At 31.8% G+C, this 21,489-nt stretch carries 19 protein-coding genes; 8 read left to right on the top strand and 11 right to left on the bottom strand.

Translation table 11 applies throughout. The annotated features are described in order from the left end of the window. Nucleotides 1–4 precede the first annotated feature (4 nt). Nucleotides 5–1,135: a hypothetical protein gene (locus J8L88_RS09860; protein WP_211060657.1), complete on the top strand. Its 1,131-nt coding sequence runs from the start codon at nt 5–7 to the stop codon at nt 1,133–1,135. 58 nt (nt 1,136–1,193) lie between these two features. After that, entirely contained in the window at nt 1,194–3,866 is a 2,673-nt protein-coding gene (locus tag J8L88_RS09855; RefSeq protein ID WP_211060656.1) for a T9SS type A sorting domain-containing protein, read from the top strand. A gap of 127 nt (nt 3,867–3,993) precedes the next feature. On the opposite strand, the gene J8L88_RS09850 is transcribed toward J8L88_RS09855, so the two are convergent. Both J8L88_RS09850 and J8L88_RS09845 read right to left on the bottom strand, forming a co-directional pair. After that, nucleotides 3,994–6,723, bottom strand: coding sequence for a CHAT domain-containing protein (locus tag J8L88_RS09850; RefSeq protein WP_211060655.1), 2,730 nt, complete (start codon nt 6,721–6,723; stop codon nt 3,994–3,996). A gap of 99 nt (nt 6,724–6,822) precedes the next feature. After that, nucleotides 6,823–8,160 (bottom strand): S8 family serine peptidase, encoded by a 1,338-nt coding sequence (locus J8L88_RS09845; protein ID WP_211060654.1) that lies wholly within the window; start codon nt 8,158–8,160, stop codon nt 6,823–6,825. Between the two features lie 380 nt (nt 8,161–8,540). On the opposite strand from J8L88_RS09845, the gene J8L88_RS09840 reads away from it, so the two are divergent. The 4 genes from J8L88_RS09840 to J8L88_RS23760 all read left to right on the top strand — a co-directional run bounded on the left by J8L88_RS09840 (nt 8,541) and on the right by J8L88_RS23760 (nt 11,611). Further along, the gene (locus tag J8L88_RS09840; RefSeq protein WP_211060653.1) at nt 8,541–9,113 is read left to right on the top strand and encodes an RNA polymerase sigma factor; all 573 of its coding nucleotides are present in this window, start codon (nt 8,541–8,543) and stop codon (nt 9,111–9,113) included. A gap of 5 nt (nt 9,114–9,118) precedes the next feature. Further along, nucleotides 9,119–9,916: a tol-pal system YbgF family protein gene (locus J8L88_RS09835; protein WP_211060652.1), complete on the top strand. Its 798-nt coding sequence runs from the start codon at nt 9,119–9,121 to the stop codon at nt 9,914–9,916. 209 nt (nt 9,917–10,125) lie between these two features. Then, nucleotides 10,126–10,347 (top strand): hypothetical protein, encoded by a 222-nt coding sequence (locus tag J8L88_RS09830; RefSeq protein WP_027394107.1) that lies wholly within the window; start codon nt 10,126–10,128, stop codon nt 10,345–10,347. 142 nt (nt 10,348–10,489) lie between these two features. Beyond that, complete coding sequence (locus J8L88_RS23760) at nt 10,490–11,611, top strand: pentapeptide repeat-containing protein (protein ID WP_051336205.1); 1,122 nt, start codon at nt 10,490–10,492, stop codon at nt 11,609–11,611. 15 nt (nt 11,612–11,626) lie between these two features. On the opposite strand, the gene J8L88_RS09820 is transcribed toward J8L88_RS23760, so the two are convergent. Both J8L88_RS09820 and J8L88_RS09815 read right to left on the bottom strand, forming a co-directional pair. Then, entirely contained in the window at nt 11,627–12,055 is a 429-nt protein-coding gene (locus J8L88_RS09820; protein WP_027394108.1) for a hypothetical protein, read from the bottom strand. A 2-nt stretch (nt 12,056–12,057) separates the two neighbouring features. Beyond that, nucleotides 12,058–12,762, bottom strand: a complete 705-nt coding sequence (locus J8L88_RS09815; protein ID WP_211060651.1) for a methyltransferase domain-containing protein — start codon at nt 12,760–12,762, stop codon at nt 12,058–12,060. A 71-nt stretch (nt 12,763–12,833) separates the two neighbouring features. On the opposite strand from J8L88_RS09815, the gene J8L88_RS09810 reads away from it, so the two are divergent. Beyond that, nucleotides 12,834–13,409, top strand: a complete 576-nt coding sequence (locus J8L88_RS09810) for a nitroreductase (protein WP_027394110.1) — start codon at nt 12,834–12,836, stop codon at nt 13,407–13,409. 54 nt (nt 13,410–13,463) lie between these two features. Here J8L88_RS09810 and J8L88_RS09805 read toward each other — a convergent pair whose 3' ends face one another. The 4 genes from J8L88_RS09805 to J8L88_RS09790 are packed head-to-tail and all read right to left on the bottom strand — an operon-like array spanning nt 13,464 to nt 16,299. After that, the gene (locus tag J8L88_RS09805) at nt 13,464–13,829 is read right to left on the bottom strand and encodes a hypothetical protein (protein WP_051336102.1); all 366 of its coding nucleotides are present in this window, start codon (nt 13,827–13,829) and stop codon (nt 13,464–13,466) included. Nucleotides 13,830–13,882: 53 nt separating this feature from the next. Then, on the bottom strand, nt 13,883–14,656 hold the full coding sequence (locus tag J8L88_RS09800; protein ID WP_211060650.1) for a TIGR03915 family putative DNA repair protein: 774 nt from the start codon (nt 14,654–14,656) through the stop codon (nt 13,883–13,885). Nucleotides 14,657–14,666: 10 nt separating this feature from the next. Further along, the gene (locus J8L88_RS09795) at nt 14,667–15,929 is read right to left on the bottom strand and encodes a putative DNA modification/repair radical SAM protein (protein ID WP_211060649.1); all 1,263 of its coding nucleotides are present in this window, start codon (nt 15,927–15,929) and stop codon (nt 14,667–14,669) included. Further along, nucleotides 15,919–16,299 carry an endonuclease domain-containing protein gene (locus J8L88_RS09790; RefSeq protein WP_211060648.1) on the bottom strand — a complete coding sequence of 127 codons (381 nt, stop codon included), beginning with the start codon at nt 16,297–16,299 and terminating at the stop codon, nt 15,919–15,921. Before J8L88_RS09790 ends, J8L88_RS09795 begins: the two co-directional genes overlap by 11 nt. Before the next feature lie 167 nt (nt 16,300–16,466). Here J8L88_RS09790 and J8L88_RS09785 point away from each other — a divergent pair, with 167 nt between their 5' ends. Continuing rightward, a complete protein-coding gene (locus J8L88_RS09785; RefSeq protein WP_211060647.1) occupies nt 16,467–17,234 on the top strand; it encodes a LexA family transcriptional regulator in 768 nt (255 codons plus the stop codon). Here J8L88_RS09785 and J8L88_RS09780 read toward each other — a convergent pair. The 3 genes from J8L88_RS09780 to J8L88_RS09770 form a co-directional block, all read right to left on the bottom strand. Beyond that, entirely contained in the window at nt 17,231–18,229 is a 999-nt protein-coding gene (locus J8L88_RS09780) for an App1 family protein (protein WP_211060646.1), read from the bottom strand. The two genes, J8L88_RS09785 and J8L88_RS09780, sit on opposite strands and share 4 nt — an antisense overlap. Nucleotides 18,230–18,308: 79 nt before the next feature. Continuing rightward, complete coding sequence (locus J8L88_RS09775; RefSeq protein ID WP_118389042.1) at nt 18,309–20,717, bottom strand: sodium-translocating pyrophosphatase; 2,409 nt, start codon at nt 20,715–20,717, stop codon at nt 18,309–18,311. Between the two features lie 111 nt (nt 20,718–20,828). Continuing rightward, a complete protein-coding gene (locus J8L88_RS09770) occupies nt 20,829–21,359 on the bottom strand; it encodes an inorganic diphosphatase (protein ID WP_027393013.1) in 531 nt (176 codons plus the stop codon). Nucleotides 21,360–21,489: the final 130 nt, after the last annotated feature.

Below are 21,489 nucleotides of genomic sequence, written 5' to 3'. Positions count from 1 at the left end.
ATAAATGAAAAATTTAAAATCATTTTTTTTGATCACTTTGCTAGCAATTATAACCTTTTTTTATGCTTGTAATGATGAGTTTACAGCATCAGAAAAGGAGGTTGTATTGGAAACCACTTTGAAAAAAGAAGGAGTATTAGATCGACTGAGTGGAACGCTTCAGACTACAAATAATAAACCAATAGATAATGCAACGATAAAACTTAAAGGAAAAATAATAGGAATAAGTGATGCAGAAGGAAGCTTTATCTTAAAAGAAAATAGTTTTAGTCTTGGTGATGTATTAACTATAGAACATCAGGGTTTTGTGACTGTATCTAAAGTAATTGAAGAAAACACAAAATTGTTCGTTTTGATGAAAGAAAGAGCTAAAGCTCATGTGATTGATTCTAAAAAAGGAGCAGAAATCTCTGTAGCTTCTGATGGACAGATAACAATACCGCCAAATGCATTCAGTTATAAAGGAAAACCTTACAGTGGTTTAGTAGAGATTAGAGCAACTTATATAGATATAACAAATCAGTTAGAGTTAAGAAGTGCTCCAGGAAGTTACATTGCAGAAAACGAAGAAGATGGTACTCTATATCCGTTAACTTCTTTCGGTATGATCGAAATAACAGCAACAATTCCTGAAGAAAATATTCCTTTAGATTTGGCCGAAGGCGTTGCTATTGATACTTCATTTCCCATACGGACAGAAAATACTCCAGAACAAGTCAATTTATATGAGCTAAATAGAGATACAGGATACTGGGATATCTCTGGAGTTTTGATTAACCAAGGAAACGTCTTACGCGGAGAGATTACATCGGTTAATAGTTCATGGAATGCAGATGATCCTTGTGCAAATGCGTTAGTATGTGTACGTGTACAGGTTGTATATACGAATGGTGACCCAGGATGTTATGTGTGGGCTACCGGACTTACTTATAATGGTTTTTCTGGACATTTTACACCAGATGCAAATGGATTTGTAGAGTTTTGGGTATGTCCTGATAGCGTATTTCAATTAAATGCTTGTTTGTGTTTATGTATCCCTGGGGGACCAATCCATACATCTATTATAGACTTGTCTACAGTGACAATGAATCCTTCTGGATGTACAGATCTTGGGGTTTGGACCATAAATAATTAATATAACAATCCACCTCTATAGGTAAAAGATATGGAGGTGGATAAAATATACTGAAGCAATGAAATCATTCATAAAAAATCTCTTGTTTATAAGTTTTGGGATTACCATACTTTATGGACAAGAACAAATAAAAGAAGGAAGTGATTTTGATCACATCGATACGTATGTGCCCAAGACATTTCAATTAACAACTTCTAACGAAACAGTAGCCGGTTTAGAGGAGTATATAGAGAGATATGAGCTTTTTGATTTTAATTTTGAAGAGGTTTATAAACATGTTAATAAAGATAATTATGTTTCTGAATTAGTGATAGCTGCAGAAAAATGGAAATATATAATAAGTTTACAATCTAATGATATCAGAAGCCCAGAGTATGTAGAAGCGATTAATGGAGAAATTATTAATGAGCGAGGAGAAACTACCAACATTATTGATCATGTTGATACATATAAAGGATTTGCAGATAAAAACAGAAATAATGTAGTTAGAGTAACTATCACAAAAGATAACTTTTGGGGATATATCTATGATAAGGAAAAAGATGATTGGTTGTTTTTTGAGTCCACTCGTAGTTTTTTGAAAAATAATGAAGTGAAAAATTTATTGTTGGTATACCGAATGAATGACCTAAAAGAAGAGTCATTAGGAGCATGTCAACAGGTAATTGTAGCAATAGAAGACGAGGAAAAAATCAGTATTGGAGGTAAAACTTTTACTGCAAAAAGTGGTACAACAAATTGTACACCAAAATATTTGGAAATCGCAACCGATGCGGATTATGAACACTATCAAAAATATAGAAATAGTGGAGGTTCTAATGCCAAAATCTTATCCTTGTTAAACCAAACAGAAGGAATTTTTTCTATTTATTTTAATATTCTTTTTAGTGTTACTGGTCAGAACGTACATACATCAAGTACAGATCCATATACATCTATTATTGCAGAAGATCGATTGGGAGAATTGAGAGCAAATAGTCCTTCGATTTTTGCCGGGGTGAACAGAGATCTAAATATGCTATTTACTGGATTAAGACGTATGAAAAATGATAACGGAAGCTTAACTGTAGGGGGAATTGCTTATTTAGGAACAGTTTGTCGCATTCCTACTTATGCCTGTACGGTAATTGGTGATGTTTCTAGCGCGTTTATGACGATTGCACACGAAATAGGGCATGTATTAGATATGCCTCATCCATTTGAAGTTTCTGGTAATACAGAATGTAATATAAATCCAGGTATTATGTGCTATGGTTCTACTGGGTATTTTTTTAACCCGTCTAGCGTAATTAGAACTCAGAATCATCTCACTTCGTATGGTAGTTGTCTAAATAATATAAATTCTTCTACTGTAGGAAATGATTGGGAGATGACTTGGACTAATGAAAGAAATAAAAGAAGATTAGGAGGATGGTATTTTAATAATGGAGACCATAAGTTGGTAGGAGATTTTGATGGAGATACGGACGAAGAACTTCTTTTTATGAGTAGTACCACGTGGTCCGGAATGGAAGATTTTTCTTGTGATACAGGAACAGACTGGTATGATATCTGGAATAATAACGGAAGTCGATGGATTGGGTCTTGGTATATGAATGATGGTGATAGACACTTTACAGGGGATTTTGATGGTGATGGAATTACGGATCTATTGTCTATGTCTGTAAGTAATGCTTGGGCAACCTTACAAGGATTTGATGCAACAACTAATTCATGGTATTTTAAATGGAGTAATTATGGTAGTTTTAATATTTCTACCTGGCATATTAGATCCTCGGATCAGTTTCAGATAGGAGATTTTGATGGAGATGGAAAAGATGAACTATTGGGGTTCTCCTATAATTGGTCGAGTCTGTTTGATTTTGATGGAGGAATTTTTAGCCAACGTTGGACCAATAGTGGTAGCGGCAGAATAGGAGGAGTGGATGCAAGTTATAGGAATCGATATACACCTGGTAAATTTACTGTCACTAATACAGATGAATTGTTGACTTGGGTAAATACTTGGGTTACAGTTTTGAGATTTAATACAAATACTTCTCAGTGGAATTGGGTTTGGAGTCAATACGGAGACTCAAAATTTGCACATATGCAGATATTACCTCTAAATAATGAACAAAAAATATTGATAGGTAATTTTGATCAAGATCCAACAGATGAGGTTTTGAATATTAACAATGTTTGGTCAGCAACTGCTGATTATAATGGAACTGATTTTCAGCAAAACTGGAATAATTCAGGAACAGGGAGGCTTGATAATTGGTATTTAAACGGGGTTCAAAATGATTACTTAACGGTAAAAGCAACACCACATAATGAAAAACATGTACTTGCATTAAAATATTATGAACGATATGATTTTTTGTATTATGAAAAGTGGCCCGAACTATCTAGTATGTATCGCAGTAATGAATTGCATAATAAGCAAAGTACAGATAGTACATTATTGTCTCAGGAAATAGACAAAGTTAATCCCTATGTAATTACGTTATACCCTAATCCGGTATCGGATCAGATATATATGAAAATTGAATCTAATATTTATAATACGGATGGAGTTGCTGTTGAAATATTTGATTTTAAAGGAGTTAAATTAGTTTCTGAAAATGTTAAACAAAATAGCCACCAAATTGATATGAGCTCCTATATGGAAGGAATTTATATTATTAAATTTTCTGATAATAATGGTTTTGTAAAAACACATAAAATAATTGTTGCAAATAAGAAATAGCGATTGCATTGATTTAATATAAAAACAATAAACCCATTCTAGATTTGGAAATATTCTTCTTTTATGAGGTGTATTTTAAATTTATAATGGGTTTATGGATTAATTTATTCAGAGAGTGCAGTGTCAATTATGATTTTTTTAAATAATAAATAAAAACAACTAATGCGATCATAAAAAATGTAAAAAACCAATACCAATTGTTAATACTTTGATCCAAGGAAATAGGAGTGTTATTACCAATAAGTATTAACGAACCCCAATAAAAAGGAGATAATTCACTACCATCATGAGTGTTTAGGTAGTGTAGTTTAGCATTTCGTAAAGCGGAAGATTTTGTAAATCCCTTATTGATATTTTTGTAAAAGTCAATCATCAATTCTTGATTAGCTTTATCATTTACGGACCATAAAGAAGAGACTACGCTATTGGTACCTGCATAGAAAAAACCTCTGGCTAGGCTCATTACACCCTCGCCTTTGTTGATTTTTCCTAAAGAGGTTTTACAAGCACTAAGCACTACCATTTCTGATTGATTTTTGGTGGCGTATATTTCTTGTAATGTCATTTTTTGATCTCTAAAAGCAATCCAAGGATTTGTTATAGCTCCAACATCAGCATGTGTAGATAGGTGTAAGATATTGTATTTATCAAAATTGCTAATAACACTATCCTTAATGCTTTTTTCTTTTAATAAGATATCTCCAGAAACGATATCGGATATGTTGGTCACTTCCTTTTTACTATGAATTAAAGAGCTTAAATTATCTATATTAAAATCTATTGGCGCAACACCTAAAAAATTGAGTTCAGGGTTTCTGTTTTTGTTTTTATTTTGATCTAAATAACTCATAGAATAAGCATACCTAATTTCGGTGTCTTTAATTAAATAACTATGATCATGTTTTGATGTAATCAATGTTTCAAAAGAAAGTTGTTGCAATGCATAATCAGGAATGATTGTTACATTTTTTTCTTTAATTACCGAATAAACATTCTCTGGGATAAGTTGATTAAAAATATGATGTGCTATTTTGTGGTAAGCTCTTAATTGGTCTTGATCTTTAAACCAAGTAGTAACTTGATGGTTTGCGATACTGATATCCCGAATTAATTCTTTTGGATTAGGAATCTCGAAAATTATGGATTTGCCTTTCGCATGAAGAATTCCATATCCTTGATCATCATTTAGAATGTATTGTAATACAACTTCTTTGTCTGAAATAAACTTCTTTGTAAAATTCGAGTAGGGTAGAACCTTAACTTTTTGCTTGTTAATTGCGTACTCGGGATACTTGATATTAAGAGAATCTACAAAGACCTCATAGCTGCGCTTATGTTGATAGATTTCTTTTTTCACTGCTAGAATACTATCTTTTGATGTGTTGTCTAGTATATTTAATTTGTTTTCTGATAGATAGATACTTTGTTTTAGCTGATATTCTCTGCTAGCTAGTTCCGAAGGTAGTTGAGCATTCTCTTTTGCTTGTTCATTAGTAATATCTTCTAATAAGAGTATCGCCTTATTTTTTTCCATAAAATAATAGGCGTCTTCAGATTTTTTTAATAGAAAAGATACTTCTACAGCTTTCATGTACAAAGATGAAGCTTGTTCTCTCCAATATAACTTAGATTTATATTCAGAGCTCTCGAAACGAATAATATCAACTAATTTATCTGCAATTTTAAAAGTTTTTAAAGCCTGTATGAGATGATCTTGGTTTTTGTCGTGGTTATAATACTGCATCCAACCATTGGCTTTTTGGATTAAGTGATTTAGAGTATAGTATTTATTAGGTATTAGTTCTAAATTTTCTTCTTTAATAATGTTTTTGTAATCATAGGTCTTAGTTGGATCAAAAGTATATTGTATAGCTTTTTGATAGAACAGTAATCCTTTTTTGAATTCTTTTTTAGTGATATAAAAATCACCAAGATTTTCGTAGGCAGGCGTATAACTGGGATTATATTTAATTGCTTCTTCCAAATGCAGTTTGCTACTATCTAATTGTTTTATTTTTAAAAATGCAAGCCCTAAACTATTGTGCGTTATGGCTCTATAGTTTGAATCCAGAGGATGTAATCTACTAATAGCGTTAGAGAAATTGGTAATGGCTTCACGATAGTTTTCTGTTTTAAGAAGTAGGTTTCCTTCTATTTGGAATATGCTGTTTTTTTGTTTTACAGGGTTGTAAGAAACGGATTGTAGGATAGAATCCGCTTTTTGAAGACTTGACTTAATTTTATTTGAATGTCTTTTATACCCCATAGAAGAGTATATGTCGGCCTTGAGCAAATAGAAATTAACTCTTTTTTTATCATATTTAGAATTATTTGGACACAACCCAATAGCTTTTTCTATAGTGCTTAATGCTTTGTGGTAGTCCCCTATATTTTTATATGCTATAGAAAGTTCTGAGTTAGCAACTATTTTTTTATCAAGTTGCCCTGTTTCAGATAAACGTATGAGGTAAGTAATAGCTTTAAAATATTCTTGAATTCTAGAATTGAAAAACCCTAAATTATATAATGTTTTATCTAATGATTTGGATGATTTAATTTGTAGGCTATCTTTAATTGACAAGGATTTTTTTGTAAACAAAATTGCTTTACGAAGGTTTTCTCTTTCATTAGTTTTTTTCCGTTTTTTAAATAGAAAGACTCCATAGTCATGATAATTGTCGGCAAGGACTATATCATATTGCTCCTTTGTGTGTTCAAAGAAAGAATCTATTTTGCGCTCTTTCAGTTCCAGATCTATAGATAAACTCAATAGTTTGTTAAATTCATCTTTGTCTTGTTGCGAATATATGGTGAAAGGAATAATACTTAGTAGCAAGAAAAAAAGTGTAATTTTCATACATTAAAAATATGAAAATTACACTTTACAAAAGCAATGAAATTATACCTACGATTTATTGCTTTTAAATTTTTGAATGTAGGGACATATGCATTTATATTATCTTCTAACGATCACTCTACCTTGTTGAATAAAATTTTGTAATCCTTGTACCTTATATGCGCTATTTAATATCGCGTTATTGAGCTGTAATGAAGTGAGTTCTTTGTCATATAGTTTTCCGGCTATAGCTGCTATATAGGCTGCGGAAAAAGAGGTTCCTGTAGGGTTAATTGTGAGGTTTGATTCGGTATCCATAGTATAGAAATATCCGTTTATTGGTGCAGCTATGTCTATAGTCGATGGGCCATAATTTGATTCTACTATAGATATGAAATCTAGTAAATCTGGCATCTCCACTTGCTCACTGACCTCAATTTCATAACCACCAACTCCCAAAAGATTCTTTATTGCATATCCAGATGGAAAATGAGCGATTTCTTCATCAACATTTAATCCTCGATTACCAGCAGAAGCAATAAATAGTACATTATTTTCCATAGATTCAATGCTGTTTTTTAGAATTTTTTGTTTTTTTAAACCATACCATCCAAAACTCATATTTACAATATCGATATTGTTCAATTTCGAAATATAGTTTAAACTACAAACGATATCATAATAACTACCACGTCCATTCTCATCAAAGGCTTTTATAGATAATAGTTGATGCGGAATTTGATTAGCTGTTAATTCGGAATTAATGATTTTTGCTACTTTAGAACCATGTCCATTATCATCTCTCATATCTTTATCGTGATTCACATAATCCCATCCAGAATCTCCAAAGCTTCCATTCGATTCACCCCTTGTACTGTATAAGATAGGGTCATTAAAATAATCATAGTCAATTCCTGTGTCCACTATTGCAATATTTACATAATCAGGATTGGTTGATGATATTATTTTATCCCCTAAACGACTACTGTAGTGACCAGATAAAGTCTTATTGGCAATAGTTATGTAGAATTGATAATCAAATATAGCTCTGCCTTCTTCAACTTCTTCTTCACCAGAGTTATCTTCGTAATTAGTTACTAGATTTTCTACTAAGTGTTGTACTCCCATAAAATCTGTATATAGGGTATCTATTGTCCATAATTCTGGCCCTTGGGGATCGCAGTCACAAACTTCCTTCTGTAATATTTTAAAATCATAAGTTTGCTCAAGATCAGATCGCAGGTTCTTTTTTTGGGTCTCGTTTAAAGTGGAATCCGTAAATTTTACCACAACTTGATTTCTAATAATTTCCGGTACTATAGGATTGTTAGGAATATTTTTTTCTAAAACTTCTCCGAAACCAGTGTTTTGAGTTATAATATCTTCATCAACGGAGCATCCCCATACTCCGATTAATGCAATGTATATCCATGTTACTATTATGATACTTTTTTTCATGATAATTAGTTTGTTTTTTAAAATGTGTAAAGTCATATGATATATTCCTAAACCACATTTTTAGTTGATATTCATAGACCGGATTCGAAAATAGTAGAAATGTTACCCAAATATTTAAGATAATTTGTTTAAATAGTATAATTTGATTTGGCTTTGAAATTATTTTTTGACGTTAATCATTTGATTTTAAGCGTATTTAAGTAGTGTTTTTTGTGCGGTTTATAGATAATTATATTTCCCTTTTTCTTTCTTAAAAAGTCAATTAATAAGAGCAGTTAACCCATAAAAAAACAGTCTTATTCCCCTAACAAAGTTTCACGAATTATAGTTATGTTTGTGTTCTTCGTATAGAAATTATTCTATAATTACTTAGAGATTCCATGGCAAATAAAAAGCTTGATGATTACCTGTTACAGAGCCTTAAATCAGGTAATGATAAGGGTATTAAGGAAATATATAATAGGTTGTATCCTAAAGTAAAGTCTTACATAGTTAGTCACGATGGATCAGAAGATGATGCAAAGGATGTAATGCAAAAAGCATTGTTACAATTATCTGCCAGAGCACAGAATGAAAATTTCAAGATTACTTCTAGTTTTGAAGGGTACTTTATAACGATCTGCAAGAATTTATGGAGACGAGCTTCAAAATTATCAAAAATGAGGGTAACAAATGAAGGAGTTATGGATCTTGTTCATGAAGAAAGAGAAATAGCTTTGGCGACATATGAACAGGAGAAGTGGGAGTTATTTCAAGAAAAATTATTAGAAATATCGCAGAATTGTAGAGAAGTACTAGCATTTTTTTTTAATAAAGTACCTTATGTACAAATAGCAGAAAAGCTAGGGTATGGATCAGAAAATACGGTAAGACAACGGATTTTTAAGTGTAAATCGAAATTAAAAGAAGCTATACATGCCGATATGCGTTATAACGAATTAAAAGAGTTTTGAATACTATGGAGCAGGAAATAGAGAAATACCTCAATGGTGAAATGACCAAGGAGGAAACGATCGTTTTTCTAAAAAAAATAGATAGAAATCCAGATGCAAAAGAAGCTCTAACTCTTTATCAAGAAATGAATACCATTTACGATAGTGAAAATTGGAACTTAACGGATAAAAAGCCTTCTTATAAAAAAGTAAGAGAGTATGAAGAATTTTTTAAGGGAGATAAAGGAGGGTCTGTTAAAGACGCAATTGGTAAAGCAGAACAATCATATTTCGAAGAGTCACAAACATCTAAAATGAAACGCATTTTTGTTTATGCTGGTGGAATAGCAGCTATTTTTATCGCAGGACTGTTTCTTTTAGGGCAGTTTAATAAAGATGTTGATAATAGTCAATTATATGCGGAGTATAAAGATTGGAATGTACTGCCTTCTTTAACTCAAAGAGATAGCGCTACTGAGTTAGTCAATATAGAAAAACTGTTCAAAAGTAAAAAATACGATGAATCATTAATCTTGATAGAAAAACTTACGTTAAAAAATAATCAAGAGTTGAATTCACAAATTCTTTTGTATTTAGGAGCCAATCAATTAGAACTAAATATGAATGAAGATGCAATTGAATCTTTTACAAAATTACTGAACAATGATAGTCTTGATTCTTCTAAAGCTCATTGGTATTTAGGGTTATGTTTTTTAAAGATTAATGAGCTGGAGAAAGCGAAGAATGAGTTTAAATTATTGATTGACAATGGTTTGAATTTTAAAAAACTAGAAGCTAAAGAGTTGTTAGAACAACTTGATTAAACTTTTAATCAATTATACTATTTTAATGATAGCGCTTTTATGAGCCTTCGTTAACTGTACATTTTTCCTTTAAATTTCTACAAAATTCTCTAAATCGATAAAAGTTGCCTTTTATCGAGAATTACTATTTTTCTAAAGTTTTATATTCATTTTTAGAAAGTTAGAACCTTACTTTCATTATAAAATTTAGAAACAAATCTACTTGAAAAATGAAAGAGGAGTTAAGTATTTCGGATTTAAGAGAGGTTATACGTAATCTAATTACCTTCATAGCGGTTGAGGGTAAAGAGTATGTGAATGAGAATAAGAAAAGTGATTATGTTGCGAGTTACTTACTGCTTTTAGCAAAGATTATTAATCAAGTAGATGATGGAGAACGAACTTCGTTGGTAGAAAGTATTACAGAAGATATTTCTAATTATATAAAGTAAGGGTATGGTTTTTTTGGACTATATTTTATTATGTTAGATTTGGAAAGCCTTTTTTTTATAAAAAGGCTTTCTTTTTTTTAATTGGTATTAATCATTTAACTTTAATATATTGGAGATTCAAAATCCCAAACCCTAGAGTAAAGTGACCGAGCAAGAACAAATAAAGCAGCTAGAGAAGGAAAAACAACAACTTCAGGATCGATTAGATCAGATTAAAAAAAGAAAAGAAAAGAAAAAAAGTGTTGGTTTTTGGTTACTTAAAAAATCTAGTGTTCCGCTCTTAGGAATAAAACTTAAGAAAAGTATTACTAATGCTATCAGTGAGTACAAGGAAACGAAAACTGTTTCTGTCGATACCGTTTCTGATGTTTCTTCTAATATTATCTGGCGTATTACTAGAATTGGTCTTTTTGGGTTGTTTGTGACACTTATACCTTCTGTTATATTGTTATACCAAACAAAACTGGTAATTAACCAGAATAAGTTAGTAGATAATCAAAATGAATTAATAGAAGCCGAGAGAAGATCCTCTTTAGTTTTTATTATGGATAATTTGCTTTCTGATCTAAGTGAGGAACTAAAATATAAGGGTTCTAGTGAGCGTAATATTAGTCCCGTTTTAGAAGCAAGAATAGCGAGCTTGTCTAGAGCGATGAAACCCTATAGATATGAAGAAGATGGGGAGCTTATTGATAAAAAAATCAGTCCAGAAAAAGGTCAATTGTTATTTAGTTTGATAAGAAGTGACCTAGCAGATCAATCTTATAGAGAGATTTTAGATGCTTCTGATTTTAGTTACACATATTTTAAAGATATATTCTTGGGTAGAGGAGTTAATTTAAAGTATATCAATTTAAACCATTCTAATTTATCAGAAGTTAATCTTCCTGCGGCTAATTTGGAGCGAGCGGAATTGGTGTACGCTAATTTAAAAAGAATAAATCTATCTGATGCGATATTAAAAAGAGCTAATCTTACTAATGCCGATCTAACCAATTCAGAATTATTAAGTTGTGATTTAACAAATGCGAAATTATATGGAGCAGATTTGACAGAAGCAGATTTAACAGAAGCTACTTTATGGGGAACTAAGTTAGATGATGCTGATTTATCAGATGTGGTTTTAGATAATGTGATTGTGCATCGACAAGATTGGATAACTTTTGTTAAGGATTCTTTGGATCTAAAAGGTGCAGAAGATATTCAAGATAAATATCGAGTTAAAAAACAAGGCAAGCAGCAATTTATCTTGGTTAAAAAGTAAAAAACAAAGTTTATATCAATTTTTGAAAATTAGGCTATGAACTTTGTTAACTAGCCAGTTTCCAGCAGGAAAGTATAAAGCAAAAAATAAAGCCATTCCCAAACTAAAATTCTGAGGATTAAATAATAGGTCTAGTATGTTATTTGGATATACATAAGAAGTTTGTAACCAATACCCCAGAAACTCGAGAATACCCATAGCCACTAATCCGTATGCATATTGATTAAAGAAGTTGTATTTTTTTAATAAAATTGAAATCGGAACCATATACAAGATATAACAAGTGATTACCTGCCACCAATAACTAAATCTTGCAATTTCCATTTCTGCACCAAACTGATTCATTCCTAATCCCCATAAAAAATATATTATAATATATGTGAAGATCATTGTTTTAGGAGTTTCCTTTATTTCTTTTAGATTTTGAATAAGGATTTCTTTCATAATTAAAGATCTATTTTGGTTAAGGTTCTAAACCATGTTTTTTTGTGTACAGTATATTTTTTTACGTCACTTTTATTAATAATATTTTCTAATTCATTAATGGTAAAAGCCCTTTGTATTGCAATTAATCCATCTTGTTTGGCTAATTTAGAAATGGGTAAAAAAATACTTGAATACTTAAATAAAAAATAAGCAGTTTTACTTCTTTTTAATTCGCTAAATATAATATGCTTAATTCCTTTTTCTTGTATTCTTTTTATAAATTTAATTAGTTCTTCATCTTCAAAGTGATATATAAAATGACTACTTATGATAATATCACAATCAGGAATTATAAATGCAGGATCTAGAATATCACCAATCTCGAATTGTATTTGATCCTCTTTAGCATATAAAGAATTAGCGTGGTTAATAGTTTGTGGATTTCCATCAATTCCAAGAAAATTACCTTGAATACCATTATTATTAAGCTTACTAAAAACGTTATAAATACTATCACCACCTCCGCAACCTATATCAACAATACGAATTGGTTTTTTTTGAGGGTTTTTAATACAATAATCAAGAGTACTTTTAGCTAGCTGCTTGTGATTTCCGAACAGTTTATTGATTAATTTTAAGCTTATTAATACTTTTGATAATTTCTTTCCAGATAGCGATAAATTATCAAGTTGTTCTTTTGTATGAAGACGAATTCGCAAATTCAAGATCTAAATTGGGATTTATTTTTTATTGGTCTCAATATTAATAATAACTTTACATTAAAAACATAAAATTCATGAATAATGAATATTTAAATCAGGTTATTCGAGAACGAAGGGCAATTTTTCCTTCTCAATATAATAATAAGCCAGTTTCTAAAGAATTTATTAAAAACTTATTGGAGAATGCAAATTGGGCTCCTACACATCGTTTAACGGAACCATGGCGTTTTAAGGTCGTACGTGGAGGAACAAAAGATAGATTAGGAAGTTTTTTATCGGATACCTATACGGATATCACACCAGATGATAAGTTTTCGCCATTTAAAGTCAAAAAGATTAAAGATAAATGTGATGCGTCTGATACTATTATAGCTATATGTATGCAAAGAGATGCTAAAGAACGAGTTCCAGAATGGGAAGAAATAGCTGCAACTGCTATGGCTGTCCAGAATATGTGGCTTACATGCGCAGCTAATAACGTTGGATGCTATTGGAGTAGTCCCGTATCAATAAAATATGCAGACCAGTTTTTTGAACTTGAAGAAGGAGAAAGGTGCCTAGGTTTTCTTTATATAGGTAATTACGATAAAGAAGATGAGTTATCTTCTAAAAGAAATCCAGTCGAAGAGAAAGTAAAATGGTTCGATTAGTAAATAAAAAACCCTTCCAAATTGGAAGGGTTTTTACATATATATGACTATATATTATTGCTTTTTAAGTGCATCAGTAGCTTTATTAGCTCCGTCTTTTACTGCATCTTTTGCAGCATCAACTGCATCACCAGCAGCGTCTTTTGCAGCATCAACTGCATCACCAGCAGCATCTTTTGCAGCATCAACCGCACCGTCTACTGCTTCTCCAGCAGCAGCTTTTACTGAATCTACTACTTCTCCAGCAGCTTCTTTTGCTTCTTCAACTGCTTCTCCAGCAGCTTCTTTCGCTTCTTCAGCAGCTTCTTTTACTTCTTCAACAGCTTCATTAGCAGCATCTTCTGCTTTTGTTGTGTCTTTACAAGAAGTTACTGAAACAGCTAACGTTAGAGCAATTGCTCCTAAAAATAATCTTTTCATAATTGATAGATATAGTTAATTGGGTTATTGAACGCCAAATTTAACATTTTATTTTATATATTGTTTTTTTCGATCAAGTATTTCCAATACCTTTTTGGAAGATGTTGTATATGTAGTTTTGAATTTTTCCTGGATTTTATATTAACGTTGTCAAAATACGTTTTCCATAATTGTTGAAATTCCAACTCATCATTAGTATAATATTCTTTGTTAATTGTAGTAGTGTGTTTGGAAAAATAGTCTAAAGTAATTATCTCTACTTTCTGAAGGTTATAAAATATTCCATAAGCTCTTTTAATATCATAGATTAACCATTTTTGATCCGCATAGCGATCCGTAAAGTGGTGTATTAATAAAGGTAGTACATTAAAATCAGGTTCTATAGTAGCAGTGTAGATTTTATCTTTGGTTTTTTTAAATCTTACGAAAGCTTCCATACGGTGTTTCTCTCTACTAACCATTTTAGCTACTTGACTTATTTTAAGAATATCTTTGTTGCTATAATCAATGAATTTAGAATTTGTGGCCTTAAAAGTATTCTTTATATAGGAAAATATTGTGTTTTCGACACCCTTAATTTCACTTAAGAATGCCCTGAAAAGAATTTTCTGTTGTGATATGTCAGTTTTACCCTTGATACCTTTCCAGACTCTTTTGGCTTTAGCTTTATCTGTATAGATTGTTTCTGAAATCGTAAATAGTTGATTATTTATTTCTTGTTGTTTTTGTATAATTGGCGAATCAATTTTTTGTTCATAGATCATAAAAACACATGATAGGAATCCATCAAAACTTCCATCGTATTGTAAAATAGTTTGTGGATTCATAGTATTACGTTTAAGGAAATAAGCTTAGTTGATTTGTAAAATATTTATTGTGCTTACTTTTGGAAGTATTCACAATAAGTTTTTTTAAGTTTAATGGAGCTATATCTTTATGAAAAAAAATTGCAGAGTTACAGGTTATAAAATATTTGGACCTGTTTAGAGAGATACCAATTGCCTTAAGATGTGACCAATCTAATTTTCTAAATCTTCTAGCTTGTAGTATTTTGTATACGGATTGCATTCCGATTCCAGGTACTCTAGCAATTATATTTTTATCAGCTGTATTAATATCAATCGGAAAAACTTCCATGTTTCGTAAAGCCCAGCTCAATTTAGGATCTATATCTAACTCTAGGTTTTTATGTTGATCGTTTAATAATTCCTGGATTGAAAATCCATAAAAGCGAAGTAACCAATCAGTTTGGTATAATCTGTTTTCTCTTAAAATTGGCACCTCAGTCTGTATAGAAGGTAGTCGATTGTCCGTGGTTATTGGTATATAACCTGAGTAATAGACTCTACGCATATTAAATTTTTGATAATAATAGTTTGCAGAATACATAATATCTCTATCGCTCTCTCCTGTCGCTCCAATAATCATCTGAGTACTTTGACCTGCAGGAGCATATTTAGGAGTGTTTTTTATCGATTTTCGTTCAGATTTATACCGAATGATTTCATTTTTCACCTTTCTCATAGGTTTTATAAAATCTTCATGTTTTTTGTCTGGGGCCAAAAGTTTTAGTCCTGATATTGTAGGAATTTCTATGTTAACGCTTAATCGGTCAGCGTAAAGTCCAGCTTCTCTCATAAGTTCATCACTTGAACCAGGAATTGATTTTAAATGAATGTAACCATTAAAATTCTCTTCTAGTCTTAGTTTCTTTGCCACGGCTACTAAGCGTTCCATTGTATAATCAGAATTTTTGAAGATTCCAGAACTTAAAAATAAACCTTCTATATAGTTTCTTCTGTAAAAATTTATGGTCAGGTCGACTACTTCTTGGATTTTAAATGCGGCTCTTTTTATGTCATTGCTTTTTCTTGTAACACAGTATGCGCAATCAAATATACAGTGATTGGTAAGTAAAATTTTTAATAAGGATACACAGCGTCCGTCTTCTGTATAACTATGGCATATACCCATTCCAGTATTATTGCCTAATCCTTTTTGCGTATTTGCTCTTTTTCCTCCACTACTTGCACAAGATACATCGTATTTAGCTGCATCGGCAAGAATCGATAGTTTTTCAGTGATTCTATCAAACGACATACGAATTTTGATTGGATGTCTTGATTTCGTGCTTTAATGCTCTAAATATTTCTTCAATGTCAACAAGGATTTGATAATCTGTAAAACGCAATACGGTTATACCCAAAGAATGAATGTGCAATTTTTTAGGAGCATCCTGACTATATACATCAGAAAATTCGTGGGCATATCCATCTATTTCTATAGCAATTTTTAATACAGGACAATAAAAGTCAAAAATATAATTGCCAACCTTATGATTCCTAATGAAATAAAATCCTTTTTTGGTTAAACCCTCATAAAGTTCTTCTGTTGCTGGGATAGAATTATTTAATGAATACTTAATGATTTTTTCCGATTCCGGTCGATGTAATACAATTTGTGATCTCATAAGATTATAGTTGACTAGTAATTTTTCCAAATTTATGGAATTATTCCAATAAAATAAAAATGAAATAGTGTTAAAATTGGAATTATTCCAAAAAACAGTATATTTGTTACATAATTATCCCTAACCGGAGTAACCGAAATGTATGCTAATAAATAAATAATAGTTGTATGGATAATTTAACTAACCAAACCATTCAACGCTTTAAATCAATCCGCGAGGAAAATCATTTTACGCAATCTGATTTTGCTAAAATTTTGAATATTAAAAATTCTACTGCGGATATAGAAAGAGGAAAAACAAAGATTTCAGGAAAAGTAGTTTCTAAATTACTTCAGGAGTTTGGAGTGAATCCTTTATGGTTGTTTGGCGAGAGTGATCAAAAGAGAATTCAGTTACATAATGGTGATGTTACACCTAAGGTTGTTACCGTGGATTCGGAGAATAATGAAAATATTGTTCTTGTAAATGTAAAGGCGGCAGCTGGTTATCCGCATAACGTTCAGGATGTGGATTGGTATCAACAATTACCTGCGTTTGATATACCATTGCCAGAGTATAGGAATGCTACGTATAGAGGGTTTCAGGTAGAAGGAGATAGTATGTTGCCTGTTTTGGAGCCTAAAGAGTGGGTTATTGGAAAAGCTATAAATAGTCTTTCAGAATTGAGTAGTAATGCTTTGTATGTTGTAGTTTTACAGGATAGTGTAGTGGTAAAGAAAGTTAGAAAGAATGAAGATTCTTCGGTATTGACGTTAATTTCTCTAAACACTGATTACTTACCATTTACAATCCACACACATCAAATAGTAGAGGTTTGGGAAGTGAACAGTAAACTGAGTTTTAATATTGATGCAAATTCTGATACTGCAAGTATTAAACAATTACAGGATGCAATGATGGTTTTGACTTCTGAAGTTAGAAGTTTAAAAAATTAATCTATAAATCCATGCTTTCTTGCGTGTTCTTCCGCTTCTTGTGATGAGTGAACAAGTAGGATAGGAGTAATGGTAAAAGAATTAATAATATCCATGATTCTTTTTTCTTTTCTCTTGTGATTAACACTTCTCAGATAAATTGCTAATATTCGGTCGGGAAATTGTCCTGCTATTTCTGTATAAATATGTGCATCTTTTTCGCCACTGTCTCCAATAAGTATGAACTTTAAATTAGGATATATTTTTAGGATATTTAAAATTTCTGACTGTTTATGTGGAGCCGTTGGTTTTGGTGTTTTGTCAAAGGGTGTTCTAAAATCTCTTAATAAAATAGGTCCTTCTGGGAAGTAATGTTTTTTTAAAAAAGCGGTTAAATAATCATATAAGTTCCAAGGGCTATTACTAACATAAAAAATTGGATTAGTTGATTTTTTGGCTTTGCCTAGTTTAAGTTTCTGATAAAATTGGACAGTTCCTTCAAGCGGCAGTCTCCTATCAAAATTTTTAAAAAAAGTGTTTGCAATTACTCGCCACTTTAAGATAGATGCTACACCAGTATGCAGAATTGTATCATCAATATCACTGATTATACCATAAGAAGCTTTTTTAGAAGGAACTAACATTTTTCCCTTAAAGATATTTGATTGAATTACATTCTTGTTACCTGTAGTTTGATAGGAAACTATATAATTAATATATCCTTCTTTATTTAGTAATTCATTAGAGTTTGATATAATTTCATCAAAATTATAGTATCCTTCGGCATCCGTGGTTGTAGTGTATTTTTGTCCATTAGATAATTTTAGATCGATATGCGCTTTTCTAATTTCATCACTTTCGAACTGTCGATAAATGTTTCGTAATGTTTTGAAAGTTCCTGTATTTCCATCGAAATTGACATTCTCATCTTCTAGTGCTCTTCCAGTTGCCCTTAATCTGTTTGTAGTTCCATATCCTAAGTAAGAATTAATTCGTAATGGTTTTTTTTTGAACATTATAATTGTAATTATGCTGCAATATAAAGATAAAAAACCCCGCTAAATAGCGAGGTTTTTTATTAAATAGCTTTAAATATTATTTTATTGAAGCTTTAATTTCTTCAATTTTTATTTTTACATCTTTCTCAGTCCCTTTAAGTTTTTTTACTTCGGTAGAAGTTTTTCCATTGACAGTTTTAGTTATGGTAACTTTAGCATTTGCCATATCACCATCCATATTCATTTCAACTTGAATTAGTTTTCCTATTTTATCAGAAGAAGATGTTGTTTCTATAACTTCTATTTCATTTGTTGCAACGGCAGTTTCAGAAGTGTGTCCGCCAAGAATAGGTGCAATTACAAGACCGATTAGACATGTTAATTTAATTAAGATGTTCATGGATGGTCCAGAAGTATCTTTAAAAGGATCTCCAACTGTATCTCCCGTTACGGCTGCTTTGTGAGCATCGGAACCTTTGTAAGTCATTTCTCCATTTATTTCTACACCTGCTTCAAATGATTTTTTAGCATTGTCCCAAGCTCCACCGGCGTTATTTTGGAATATAGCCCATAAAACACCAGAAACTGTAACTCCGGCCATATATCCACCTAACATTTCTGCTATAGCCTGATTATTCATTCCAAAAATCATGGGAATAAAAGCTATTGCTAATGGAAACCCTATAGTCAGCAATCCTGGTAACATCATTTCTCTTAAAGAGGCTTTAGTAGAAATTGCGACACATTTGTCATACTCTGGTTTTCCAGTTCCTTCCATAATTCCGGCAATCTCTTTAAATTGTCGACGCACTTCATATACCATTTCCATTGCTGCTTTTCCTACAGCATTCATCGCTAAAGCAGAGAATACTACAGGTACCATTCCACCAACAAATAACATGGCTAATACAGGTGCTTTAAAGATGTTGATTCCGTCAATTTCTGTAAATGTTACATATGCAGCGAATAGAGCTAAGGAAGTCAACGCTGCAGATGCAATAGCAAATCCTTTTCCAGTTGCGGCTGTCGTGTTTCCTACTGAGTCTAAAATATCAGTTCGCTCTCTTACGATTGGTTCTTGTTCACTCATTTCTGCAATTCCTCCTGCATTATCAGCAATAGGTCCAAAAGCGTCAATTGCTAATTGCATTGCCGTTGTAGCCATCATAGCAGATGCAGCCATAGCTACACCATAAAATCCAGCAAAAGCATAAGATGCCCAAATAGCTCCTGCAAATAATAAGACAGAAGAAAAAGTCGAAATCATACCAGTAGCTAGACCAGCGATAATGTTAGTTCCTGCTCCAGTACTTGATTTTTGTACAATTTCTAATATAGGCTTTTTGCCTAAACCTGTATAATATTCAGTAACGGCAGAAATTACTCCTCCTACAAAAAGACCAACCAATGTAGCGTAAAATACCCGCATTGCAGAAATATCTATTAAACCTTCTCCGAAAAATTCCATTTTCATGGTTTCAGGAAGCATATATGTACATAGACCAAAACAAGATGCAGCTACTAATGCGATTGATGTCCAGTTTCCGATATTAAGAGCTCCCATAACTTGGGCTTCTTTAGCATCGTTACTTTTTATTTTTACAAGCATCGTTCCGATAATAGAAATAATAATTCCAGCTCCTGCTATTGCAACAGGTAATAAAACAGGTCCAATACCATCAAACCCTTCACTGACAATATTTCCTCCCATATCTTTAATGATATAATTACCTAATACCATTGCCGCTAATACTGTGGCTACATAGGAACCAAATAAATCTGCACCCATACCTGCAACATCTCCAACATTATCTCCAACATTGTCCGCAATTGTAGCGGGATTACGAGGATCATCTTCTGGGATCCCTGCTTCTACTTTTCCAACTAAATCTGCTCCTACATCAGCGGCTTTTGTGTAAATTCCTCCACCAACACGAGCAAACAAAGCAATAGATTCAGCTCCTAAGGAGAATCCTGCTAAAGTTTCCAGAACAACAGTCATATCAGATGTGTTGGTCCATTGTCCTCCCATAAAATAATGAAAAAAGACAATGAAAAAAGCAGTTAATCCTAAAACTGCTAAACCTGCAACACCAAGACCCATTACTGTACCTCCACCAAAGGAAATCTTTAGCGCATTTGGTAAGCTATTACGAGCTGCTTGTGTAGTTCTTACATTTGTTTTGGTAGCAATTTTCATCCCTATATTACCTGCAAAGGCAGAGAAAACCGCTCCAAATATAAAAGCAATAACAATTAACCAATGAGTAGTTGGTACTACAAAAGATACAATGGTAAGTAAAACACTTACTATTACTACAAATATTGCAAGTAATTTATACTCTGCATTTAGGAAAGCTAAGGCTCCTTCGTATATATGATCTGAAATTTCTTTCATTTTTCCATCACCGGCATCTTGTTTCATTACCCAAGATTTTTTAACCAGCATATAAATAAGCCCTAGTAATGCCAAAACAATTGGCATATAAATCATATTTGATTCCATTAAATGTATTTTTAGTTAATTAGTCACTAAATGTAGTAAAATAAAGCTAAAAAGAAAAAGCGCAATATTCTTTACAAAATATTGCGCTTTTATTTATTTTTTGTATGGACTTTAGTGAATACTGAATAAACCTTTTGGTTTATTTGGCATATCCTCAAAACGTTTTACACAGGCTTTGATAATTTCTCTGGCTTCATCTATATTTCCCCAGCCACCAACATCTACTTTTTTCTCTTCTAAATCTTTGTATACTTGGAAGAAATGTTCTATTTCTTTTATAAGGTGTGGATTCATTTCTTTTAGATCGGCTAAACGACTAGCGATAGGATCTGCTACAGGTACACAAATGATTTTTTCATCTGGACCTTTTTCATCCGTCATATGAAAAACACCTATTGGTTTAACTTCTATTACACATCCAGGAAATGTAGGTTCTGTTACCAATACTAGAACATCAAGTGGGTCACCATCTAATGCCAAAGTTTCTGGGATAAATCCATAATCTGCTGGATACATCATAGAAGAAAAGATCATGCGATCATAGCGGATCTTTTTTATATCAAAATCGTATTCGTATTTATTTCGGCTTCCTTTTGGAATTTCGATTAGTACATCGAAACTATCGCGATTTGCTGCGCTCATATTATTATTCTCATTTTTATGGGCGGCAAATATAAGTATTACAAGGGTTTGGTTAAAATTTATAACCAAAAATAACAGATTTTTGTGCTAATATTTAATGTTACGGTAACCTTAAACCTTTTCGTAAAAA

Origin of the sequence: Aquimarina sp. MMG015 (assembly GCF_018100855.1) — a bacterium.
GTDB classification, from domain to species: domain Bacteria; phylum Bacteroidota; class Bacteroidia; order Flavobacteriales; family Flavobacteriaceae; genus Aquimarina; species Aquimarina latercula.
This window is presented reverse-complemented; position numbering and strand designations above follow the sequence as displayed.